Here is a 9,569-nt window from a genome sequence, read left to right on the forward strand (position 1 = left end):
CCGCTCGGCTGCAAGGTCGCGCCGCCGCGCGCGATCGACGGCCTGCGGCTCGACGCGACCGACCTGCGCCAGCTCGACGGCCCGCGCGAGCTCGAACTGAAGGTGCCGCTGACGAACCGCTACCGTGTCGCACTTGCCTATCCGTCGCTCGAGCTGACGCTGCTCGACGACACCAACCACGTGACCGTGCGCCGCGTACTCGCGCCGCGCGACTACGTGCGCCCGGGCACGCCGATCGACGCCGGGCTGCCGCCCGGCACGACGCAGACGATGGTCGTCCGCGTCGAAACGAACGGCACGCCCGCCTCGAATTTCCGCGTCCAGATTTTCTATCCGTGACGCGTCGCGGCGCGCACATGCGCGCCCGTCTCAACCCGCGCGCCCGAGCGGCGCGCTATTTCGGAGCACGAACATGAGCAAAGTTACGCTGGGTGGCAACCCGATCGATCTCGCCGGCACGTTCCCGGCCGTCGGCGCACAAGGCGCCGATTTCAAGCTGGTCGGCAAGGACCTCGCCGACCTGTCGCTCGCCAGCTTCGCCGGCAAGCGCAAGGTGCTGAACATCGTCCCGAGCCTCGACACGCCGACCTGCGCGACGTCGACCCGCAAGTTCAACGAAGCCGCATCGTCGCTCGACAACACGGTCGTCGTCGTCGTGTCCGCCGACCTGCCGTTCGCTGCTACGCGCTTCTGCACGACCGAAGGCCTCGAGAATGTCGTGACGGCTTCGACGTTCCGCACCGGCCGCGCGTTCGCGAACGCGTACGGCGTCGACGTGACGAGCGGCCCGCTGAACGGCCTGACCGCACGTGCGGTCGTCGTGCTCGACGCGCAGGACAAGGTGATCCACGCGGAACTCGTCGGCGAAATCAAGGACGAGCCGAACTACGATGCAGCGCTCGCCGCACTGAAGTAAGCTTTCTTTCGCTTTCCCCTGCCGCGCCGCGCCTTTCGCGCGGCGTTGTCGCGCAGGGTCCCTCATTTCTACAGGAACGCACACCTTGGCTACGTTGATTTGCGGCTCGATCGCCTACGATTCCATCATGACCTTCGAAGGGCGGTTTCGCGAGCACATCCTGCCCGACCAGGTGCACCTCATCAACCTGAGCTTCCTCGTGCCGACGATGCGCCGCGAATTCGGCGGCTGCGCGGGCAACATCGCGTACGCGCTGCACCTGCTCGGCGGCGATGCGCGGATCATGGGGACGGTGGGTGCGCTCGACGCTCAGTCGTATCTGGACCGGCTCGACCAGCTCGGCTTGCGCCGCGATCACGTTCGCGTGCTGCCCGATACGTATACGGCGCAGGCGATGATCACGACCGATCTCGACAACAACCAGATCACGGCGTTCCACCCGGGCGCGATGATGCAGTCGCACCTGAACCACGCAGGCGACGCGCCGGGCATCAAGCTCGCGATCGTCGGCCCCGACGGCTTCGACGGGATGGTGCAGCACGTCGAAGAACTCGCGAAGGCCGGCGTGCCGTTCGTGTTCGATCCGGGCCAGGGCCTGCCGCTGTTCGACGGTGCGACGCTGCGCCGCAGCATTGAACTTGCGACCTATGTGGCGGTCAACGACTACGAGGCCAAGCTGGTGAGCGACAAGACGGGATGGTCCGAAGATGAAATCGCCAGCCGGGTCGACGCGCTCGTCATTACGCGTGGCGAGCACGGCGCGACCATCCGCCACAAGCAAGGCACGGAGCTGATTCCTGTCGTGCCGGCCGAGCGTATCTCCGATCCGACCGGCTGCGGCGACGCCTTCCGGGGTGGCCTGCTGTACGGCATCGAACATGGCCTCGACTGGGCAACCACGGGCCGCCTCGCGAGCCTGATGGGCTCGATCAAGATCGCCCACCAGGGGCCCCAGACTTACGTACTGACGCGCGCCGAGATCGACGCGCGCTTCGAGACTGCATTCGGTTACAGTCTCAAATGAATTTTGTGGGAGAGCAAAGATGTTGACGAAAAAGACCCTCACGCTCGCGGCCATGCTGACGGCCTCGCTGACGCTCACCGGTTGCTTCACCGCACCCGGTTCGGCGGATGTCTATAGCGTCGGCCAGGCGCAGCGCGAACAGACGGTCCGCATGGGCACGGTCGAAAGCGTCCGTGCGGTGCGCATCCAGTCCGACGGCGGCGGCAGCGCGATCGGCACGATCGGCGGTGGCGCACTCGGCGCGGTAGCAGGCAGCGCGATCGGCGGCGGCAAGGGGTCGATCCTGACCGCGATCGCCGGCGGTCTCGTCGGCGCGGTCGCGGGCAACGCGGTCGGCGAAAACCTCAGCACGGCGAACGGTGTCGAAATCACCGTGCGCCTCGACAACGGCGATCTGCGCTCGATCACGCAGGCAGCAAGCGGCGAAGCGTTCCGCGCCGGCGAGCGCGTGCGACTGCTGTCGAGTGGCGGCGTCACGCGCGTCACGCACTAACAGGTACCTCAGCTCGCGGCGCAAGCCGCGGTCGAACGCATGTGCGAAGCTGCACATGCGTTTTTTTTCGTCCGTACTCGCCGCAGCCGGCATACGGGCAACCGGCGTACGGGCACCCGGCATACGGGCACCCGGCAGATCGGCAAAGACGGACGAAAAAAATCCCGCCACCTGAGCCAGATGGCGGGACTGATTGAGTAGCGCTACTCAACCCACGGACACCACGTGAGTGTCCGGGTGGTGCAGGTCAGCCTCGATTACGGACGGCTGCCGGTCGGGAACGGCCATGCCGCTGCCGGGTTGAGCGCGGTCTTCACGCCCGATGCCGGCGCAACCGATGCGGTCGACGCGGTCGTTGCCGGTGCAGCCTTCTTCACGACGGCCTTCTTCGGAGCAGCAGCCTTCTTCGGAGCCGCGGCCTTCTTCGCCGGAGCCGGAGCAGCAGCCTTCTTCGCGGGAGCAGCGGCCTTCTTCGCAGGGGCAGCCTTCTTCGCAGCAGGCGCAGCCTTCTTCGCGGCAGCCTTCTTCGCAGGCGCAGCCTTCTTGGCAGCAGCCTTCTTCGCCGGCGCGGCCTTCTTCGCAGCAGCCTTCTTGGCCGGTGCGGCCTTCTTCGCAGCAACCTTCTTCACTGCGACTTTCTTGGCTGCAACCTTCTTCGCTGCGGCCTTCTTCGCCGGTGCGGCCTTCTTCGCAGCAACCTTCTTCACTGCGACCTTCTTGGCTGCAACCTTCTTCGTTGCGACCTTCTTAGCAGCAACCTTCTTCACTGCTGCCTTCTTCGCCGGTGCTGCCTTCTTCGCGGCAACCTTCTTCACCGCGACCTTCTTGGCAGCAACCTTCTTCACTGCAGCGGCCTTCTTCGCCGGCGCAGCAGCCTTCTTCGCAGCGACCTTCTTCACTGCGGCCTTCTTTGCAGCCGGTTTCTTCTTGGCAAGTGCCATGTTGTTCTCCTTCAGGTTCAGATGAGAGTCAGTTCAAACTACACCCTTCGTCAAAACCCGCTTCCCGCGGACGCTGTTCAGGACGTGCGCTTCGAAGCGGGCTATTCATCGGCGTACGCGGATACCACGCGCTTACGCTAATGAATACGGTATGGCGCGCGTGACCACCCGGCCTCGCGCGCCAAATCAAGTCGGTAGCCGGCGCACCTCGCGCCGCTACCCCTAATCGCTTGATCAAGCGGACCGCCACACGGCTGTCCGCTTTTTCCGGAGGGAAGTTTGCCCATCCCACTGAAGGGTTCGCAAAGTGCCTGTCGTGTCGTCGTGCCGTTAAGGCACCGGGCATGCTTTGCATCAGGCGTTCTTGCTCCTAAACCTTGGGCCGGGGCCGAGAGGCCGCCGGCTGCTCCATCATGTGACGGGTTCGCTGCTGCGGGTTATTCCCAGGACAGCGCGCCGCCCGTCTGATACTCGATCACACGCGTCTCGAAGAAGTTGCGTTCCTTCTTCAGGTCGATCATCTCGCTCATCCACGGGAACGGGTTTTCCTCGTTCGGATACAGCGGGTCGAGGCCGATCTGCTGGCAACGGCGGTTGCTGATGAAGCGCAGATAGCTCTTGAACATCGACGCGTTCAAACCCAGCACGCCGCGCGGCATCGTGTCCTCGGCGTAGCGGTATTCGAGTTCGACAGCCTGCTTGAACAGCTCGCGGATCTCGGCGCGGAATTCGGCGGTCCAGAGATGCGGATTCTCGAGCTTGATCTGGTTGATCAGGTCGATGCCGAAGTTGCAGTGCATCGACTCGTCGCGCAGGATGTACTGATATTGCTCTGCAGCACCCGTCATCTTGTTCTGGCGGCCGAGCGCGAGGATCTGCGTGAACCCGACATAGAAGAACAGGCCTTCCATGATGCAGGCGAACACGATCAGCGACTTCAGCAGCTTCTGATCCGCATCGAGCGTGCCGGTCTTGAAGGCCGGATCCGTCAGCGTGTGGATGAACGGGATCAGGAATTCGTCCTTCGCGCGGATCGACGTGACCTCGTGGTACGCGTTGAAGATCTCGCCTTCGTCGAGACCGAGCGATTCGACAATGTATTGGTACGCGTGCGTGTGGATCGCCTCTTCGAACGCCTGGCGCAGCAGGAACTGCCGGCACTCGGGCGCCGTGATGTGGCGGTACGTGCCGAGCACGATGTTGTTCGCCGCGAGCGAATCGGCCGTCACGAAGAAGCCGAGGTTGCGCTTCACGATGCGGCGCTCGTCCTCGGTCAGACCGTTCGGGTCCTTCCACAGAGCGATGTCGCGGGACATGTTGATTTCCTGCGGCATCCAGTGGTTCGCGCAACCGGCCAGATACTTTTCCCACGCCCACTTGTACTTGAACGGCACCAGCTGATTGACGTCAGTCTGGCCGTTGATGATGCGCTTGTCGGCGACATTGACCCGCGCTTCCGAACCGCCGGCGGGAACAGCCGATGCTTGCGGCGGCACCGCAAGATCGCCTTCGAAAATGTCGCGGACCTGATGGGCGGCAGGCGTTGCAGCCTGCAGTCCGACAGCCGTTCCTGCGGAGGTGCGCATCGCGTTTTGCTGCGCTCCGCTCGCGGGAGTTACGGCAGTCTTCTCTTCATCCCAGTTGAGCATAAATTCTCACCATCAATTTAGAACGGTTTGTACCATCTTTTCCTGAGCGATAAAAGGGTTCGCTCACGAAAAATCCTTTTTTCGATTCGCGTTGCGACCTCGATACAACACTTTGAGCAACGCATCGTCGTTCATGCAGAGCGCGACGTGTGTCGCGCGTGTATCGCGAGGTGCGCTCGACGCATCGAACGCTGATCGAAACGCGACGTCGTCGGGGATGTTTCGATCGCTTGTCACTGCCTGCAACGCAGGTGCCGCGTTACAGATTCCTTATCATTTTTTTAGTTGAGAGCGGCGCACACTTCAACCTCGATCGATTGTCGTGTGCGCCGCGCTGACCTGCTTCTCAGGTCAGGCGCACTGCGTTACTGGCACGCTTCGCATTCGTCGAAGCCAGGATCGCCCGGACGCATCGTGCACACCGGACCATCTGCCTCGACCGGTGCGAGTGCCGGTGCCGCGTCGACTGCGCCCGACGACGATGCTGCGCCGCCTGCCGCACCGAAGCCGCCGGCCGCGCCTTGCGCGCCGCCGCTGCTCGAACCACCGCTCGTCGGCACGGCGTTCAGCGCGCCGTGTGCGACCGTCGACTTCTCGACGTGCGTCGCCGCCATCGTGCGGAGGTAGTAGGTCGTCTTCAGGCCGCGCAGCCATGCGAGCTTGTAGACCTCGTCGAGCTTCTTGCCCGACGCGCCGCCCATGTAGATGTTCAGCGACTGCGCCTGGTCGATCCACTTCTGGCGACGCGATGCCGCTTCGACCAGCCACGTCGGGTCGACTTCGAACGCGGTCGCGTAGATCGCGCGCAGGTCGGCCGGGATGCGGTCGATGCGCGACAGCATGCCGTCGAAGTACTTCAGGTCGGCAACCATCACTTCGTCCCACAGGCCGCGTTCCTTCAGGTCGCGCACCAGGTACTCGTTCACCACCGTGAATTCGCCCGACAGGTTCGACTTCACGTACAGGTTCTGGAAGGTCGGCTCGATACAGGCCGACACGCCGATGATGTTCGAGATCGTCGCCGTCGGCGCGATCGCGACGCAGTTCGAGTTGCGCATGCCGTGGGTAGCGATCCGCGAACGCAGCGACGTCCAGTCGAGCGATTCGGAGGTATCGACCTCGACGTAGCCGCCGCGCGCTTCCGTCAGCAGCTTCAGCGTGTCCTGCGGGAGGATGCCGCGATCCCACAGCGAGCCGCGGTAGCTCGAGTAGCGGCCGCGCTCTTCGGCCAGCTCGGTCGACGCGTGGTACGCGTAGTAGCAGACCGCTTCCATCGAACGATCGGCGAACTCGACCGCCGCTTGCGACGCGTACGGCGTGCGCAGCAGGTGCAGGCAGTCCTGGAAGCCCATGATCCCCATGCCGACCGGGCGGTGCTTCAGGTTCGAGTTACGCGCCTTCGGCACCGCGTAGTAGTTGATGTCGATCACGTTGTCGAGCATGCGCATCGCGACGCTGACCGTGCGCTTCAGCTTCTCGTGGTCGAGCGCGTAGCTGCCGTCGGGCTGCTTCACCAGGTGGGCGACGAGGTTCACCGAGCCGAGGTTGCACACCGCGATTTCGGTGTCGCTCGTGTTCAGCGTGATTTCCGTGCACAGGTTCGACGAGTGGACGACGCCGACGTGCTGCTGCGGCGAGCGGATGTTGCACGGATCCTTGAACGTGATCCACGGGTGGCCCGTCTCGAACAGCATGCCGAGCATCTTGCGCCACAGCTGCGCCGCCGGGATCTTCTTGAACAGCTTGATCTCGCCGCGGGCGACCTTGTCTTCGTAAGCCGTGTAAGCCGCCTCGAATTCCGCGCCGAACTTGTCGTGGAGATCCGGGCAGGTCGACGGCGAGAACAGCGTCCAGTCGCCACCTTCCATCACACGCTTCATGAACAGGTCGGGAATCCAGTTCGCCGTGTTCATGTCGTGCGTACGGCGTCGATCGTCGCCCGTGTTCTTGCGCAGCTCCAGGAACTCCTCGATGTCGAGGTGCCACGATTCGAGGTACGCGCAGACCGCGCCCTTGCGCTTGCCGCCCTGGTTGACCGCGACAGCCGTGTCGTTGACGACCTTCAGGAACGGGACCACGCCTTGCGACTTGCCGTTCGTGCCCTTGATATGCGAGCCGAGTGCACGCACGCGCGTCCAGTCGTTGCCCAGGCCGCCGGCGAACTTCGACAGCAGCGCGTTTTCCTTCAGCGCTTCATAGATGCCGTCGAGATCGTCCGCGACCGTCGTCAGGTAGCACGACGACAGCTGCGAGCGGTGCGTGCCCGAGTTGAACAGCGTCGGCGTCGAGCTCATGAAGTCGAAGCTGGACAGCACGTTGTAGAACTCGATCGCACGCGTTTCGCGGTCGATCTCGTTCAGCGACAGGCCCATCGCGACGCGCATGAAGAATGCCTGCGGCATTTCGATGCGGGCGCCTTCGACGTGCAGGAAGTAGCGGTCGTACAGCGTCTGCAGGCCGAGGTAGCCGAACTGCAGGTCGCGGTTCGCGTCGAGTGCTTCGCCGAGGCGCTTCAGGTCGAACTGCAGCAGCTTGTCGTCGAGCAGGCCGGCGTCGACGCCGCGCTTCAGGAACTGCGGGAAGTATTCCGCGTAACGGGCCGACATCTCGGCCTGGACCACTTCCTCGCCGAGGATCTCGCGACGGATCGTGTGCAGCAGGATGCGGGACGTGACCTGGCTGTATGCCGGATCCTTCTCGATCATCGTGCGCGCAGCCAGGATCGCCGAGTCGTAGACCTGGCTCATCGGCACGCCGTCGTACAGGTTCTTCACCGTTTCGGCGACGATCGGATCAGGGTTAACCGCAGCGCCGAGGCCGTCGCATGCCGACGCGATCAGCGCGCGCAGCGCGTTCAGATCGAGCGGACGCGTGACGCCGTTGTCGACGACGTTGATGCCGGTGCTCGCCTCGCCGCCCGCTGCCGCTGCTTCCTCGCCCGCGTGCTGGCGCTCGAGGTGACGCTTCTCGCGATACAGCACGTACGCACGCGCGACGTTGTGCTCGCCGCCGCGCATCAGCGCGAGTTCGACCTGGTCCTGGATGTCTTCGATATGGAACGTACCGCCATTCGGGCGGCTGCGCACGAGCGCGCGCACGACGTTCTGCGTCAGTTGCTCGACCTGCTCGCGCACGCGTGCCGATGCAGCGCCCTGCCCGCCATTGACGGCCAGGAAAGCCTTGGTCACCGCGATCGCGATCTTCGAAGGTTCGAACGATACGACGCTGCCGTTACGGCGGATCACCTTGTAGTCGGCGAACGTGGCCTGCGGCGCGAGCGCCTTCGCGCCCTGTTCGGTCCCGCCGAGCGGACGGCTCGAGGCGCTCTCGTACTGGGACGTCGCGTTGTCGGTGGTTTGCATGTGCAAAGCTCCTGGTGTTGGATGGTGCGGAGAGAACCGCGGATTAAAACGAACGCTGCGCAACGCGGTGCGCGAGCGGTAAGAGGCGAGCGATGCGCCGGGGAAGCCGGTTCGGTCGATGCGCGACAACCGATCCGGTCGTGTGCTTCGTCATGTGTACCCTGCCCCGTCGAAGTTCGCTGCGCTGATCGCGACGCCCGGACCACCCGGCCTGACGCGCCGCCCTGAGAACCCTGTCCGCCGGCGTTGCCCGCCGGCCGGTGCCGCTCGGGTTTCCCCTGCGACACACACTATATCTAGTACAGAACTACTCAACTGGCACCAAGTATAGTGGACATTCGGAGGACGTCAAAATGGATAATTTGCGCTGAAGGTATTGACATCACCCCCGCCCCGCGCAGGCTCAGACGTGACAAGGCATTGGTCGGAAAAAAAAATTTCGCGCCCTCAAAAACCCCGCGATCAGTGCTGACGGAAAGGAAAGTATTCGGCGGAAAACCCGGCATCGCTCGCGAAGCGTTGCCAATCGAAATGCGGGCCCGGGTCGGTCTTGCGGCCCGGCGCGACGTCCGAGTGGCCCGCAAATGCGTCGACCGGGTAGCGTGCCGCGAGCGCGCGGGAGAGCGCGGCGAGCATCGCATACTGCGCGTCGTCGAACGGCACGTCGTCCGCGCCTTCGAGCTCGATGCCGATCGAGAAGTCGTTGCAGCGCGGCCGGCCGAAGAACTCGGACGAGCCCGCGTGCCATGCGCGCTCGTCGCACGATACGAACTGCACGAGCTCGCCGCTGCGGCGGATCAGGAAGTGCGCGGACACGCGCACGTCGCGCAGGTGGCTCCGGTAATAGGGGTGCGCATCGCAGTCGAGGCGGTTCAGGAACAGCGCCTCGATCGCATCGCCGCCGAATTCGCCGGGCGGCAGGCTGATGTTGTGGACGACCACGAGCGTCGGCACCGCGCCCGCGGGCCGCACCTCGAAGTTCGGCGACGGCGCATGGCGCGCTTCGCGCACCCAGCCGTTCGCGTCGACCGACAGCAGCAGCGCGTCGCTCATCTTGCGTTGCGACCGCTCGACCGTGCGGCGTGGCGCTGCGCGTGCTCGGCACTGCAGAAGTATTCGCCGCCCGCGGCGACAGCGTCGCCCTTCGGCGCATGCACGCCGCATTCGGCGCAGCGCACCATCGG

General features: G+C 64.4%; 10 protein-coding genes. 4 read left to right on the top strand and 6 right to left on the bottom strand.

Going from position 1 to position 9,569, the window contains the following annotated elements; genetic code table 11:
• From G3N99_RS28180 to G3N99_RS28195, 4 genes are all read left to right on the top strand, one after another.
• Positions 1-339: DUF3426 domain-containing protein (locus tag G3N99_RS28180; protein WP_206124028.1), on the top strand; the 339-nt coding region annotated here is incomplete at its 5' end.
• 73 nt (positions 340-412) lie between these two features.
• On the top strand, positions 413-916 hold the full coding sequence (tpx, locus tag G3N99_RS28185; protein ID WP_011350875.1) for a thiol peroxidase: 504 nt from the start codon (positions 413-415) through the stop codon (positions 914-916).
• 85 nt (positions 917-1,001) lie between these two features.
• The gene (locus G3N99_RS28190) at positions 1,002-1,940 is read left to right on the top strand and encodes a carbohydrate kinase family protein (protein ID WP_011350874.1); all 939 of its coding nucleotides are present in this window, start codon (positions 1,002-1,004) and stop codon (positions 1,938-1,940) included.
• 19 nt (positions 1,941-1,959) lie between these two features.
• Entirely contained in the window at positions 1,960-2,433 is a 474-nt protein-coding gene (locus tag G3N99_RS28195) for a glycine zipper 2TM domain-containing protein (protein WP_011350873.1), read from the top strand.
• A 257-nt stretch (positions 2,434-2,690) separates the two neighbouring features.
• Here the strand turns inward: G3N99_RS28195 and G3N99_RS28200 are convergent, their stop codons facing one another.
• From G3N99_RS28200 to G3N99_RS28225, 6 genes are all read right to left on the bottom strand, one after another.
• Positions 2,691-3,374 (bottom strand): histone H1-like DNA-binding protein, encoded by a 684-nt coding sequence (locus G3N99_RS28200; protein WP_206124029.1) that lies wholly within the window; start codon positions 3,372-3,374, stop codon positions 2,691-2,693.
• Between the two features lie 28 nt (positions 3,375-3,402).
• Entirely contained in the window at positions 3,403-3,729 is a 327-nt protein-coding gene (locus tag G3N99_RS28205) for a hypothetical protein (protein ID WP_081436571.1), read from the bottom strand.
• A gap of 82 nt (positions 3,730-3,811) precedes the next feature.
• A complete protein-coding gene (locus G3N99_RS28210; RefSeq protein WP_174943750.1) occupies positions 3,812-5,023 on the bottom strand; it encodes a ribonucleotide-diphosphate reductase subunit beta in 1,212 nt (403 codons plus the stop codon).
• A gap of 365 nt (positions 5,024-5,388) precedes the next feature.
• On the bottom strand, positions 5,389-8,385 hold the full coding sequence (locus G3N99_RS28215) for a ribonucleoside-diphosphate reductase subunit alpha (RefSeq protein ID WP_206124030.1): 2,997 nt from the start codon (positions 8,383-8,385) through the stop codon (positions 5,389-5,391).
• A gap of 462 nt (positions 8,386-8,847) precedes the next feature.
• A complete protein-coding gene (gene ampD / locus G3N99_RS28220) occupies positions 8,848-9,438 on the bottom strand; it encodes a 1,6-anhydro-N-acetylmuramyl-L-alanine amidase AmpD (protein ID WP_206124031.1) in 591 nt (196 codons plus the stop codon).
• A partial coding sequence (locus G3N99_RS28225) for a PP0621 family protein (protein ID WP_277396462.1) occupies positions 9,435-9,569 on the bottom strand: 135 nt, incomplete at its 5' end. The genes G3N99_RS28225 and ampD, both read right to left, overlap by 4 nt.

The organism is Burkholderia sp. Ac-20392 (assembly GCF_017104585.1).
GTDB lineage: Bacteria > Pseudomonadota > Gammaproteobacteria > Burkholderiales > Burkholderiaceae > Burkholderia > Burkholderia lata.

What these genes read in the sequence shown, in the direction of transcription:
- tpx (WP_011350875.1), top strand. Translation starts at nt 413, where the DNA reads ATGAGCAAAGTTACGCTGGGTGGCAACCCGATCGATCTCGCCGGCACG.
- G3N99_RS28195 (WP_011350873.1), top strand. Translation starts at nt 1,960, where the DNA reads ATGTTGACGAAAAAGACCCTCACGCTCGCGGCCATGCTGACGGCCTCG.
- G3N99_RS28200 (WP_206124029.1), bottom strand. Translation starts at nt 3,374, where the DNA reads ATGGCACTTGCCAAGAAGAAACCGGCTGCAAAGAAGGCCGCAGTGAAG.
- G3N99_RS28205 (WP_081436571.1), bottom strand. Translation starts at nt 3,729, where the DNA reads ATGCAAAGCATGCCCGGTGCCTTAACGGCACGACGACACGACAGGCAC.
- G3N99_RS28210 (WP_174943750.1), bottom strand. Translation starts at nt 5,023, where the DNA reads ATGCTCAACTGGGATGAAGAGAAGACTGCCGTAACTCCCGCGAGCGGA.
- G3N99_RS28215 (WP_206124030.1), bottom strand. Translation starts at nt 8,385, where the DNA reads ATGCAAACCACCGACAACGCGACGTCCCAGTACGAGAGCGCCTCGAGC.
- ampD (WP_206124031.1), bottom strand. Translation starts at nt 9,438, where the DNA reads ATGAGCGACGCGCTGCTGCTGTCGGTCGACGCGAACGGCTGGGTGCGC.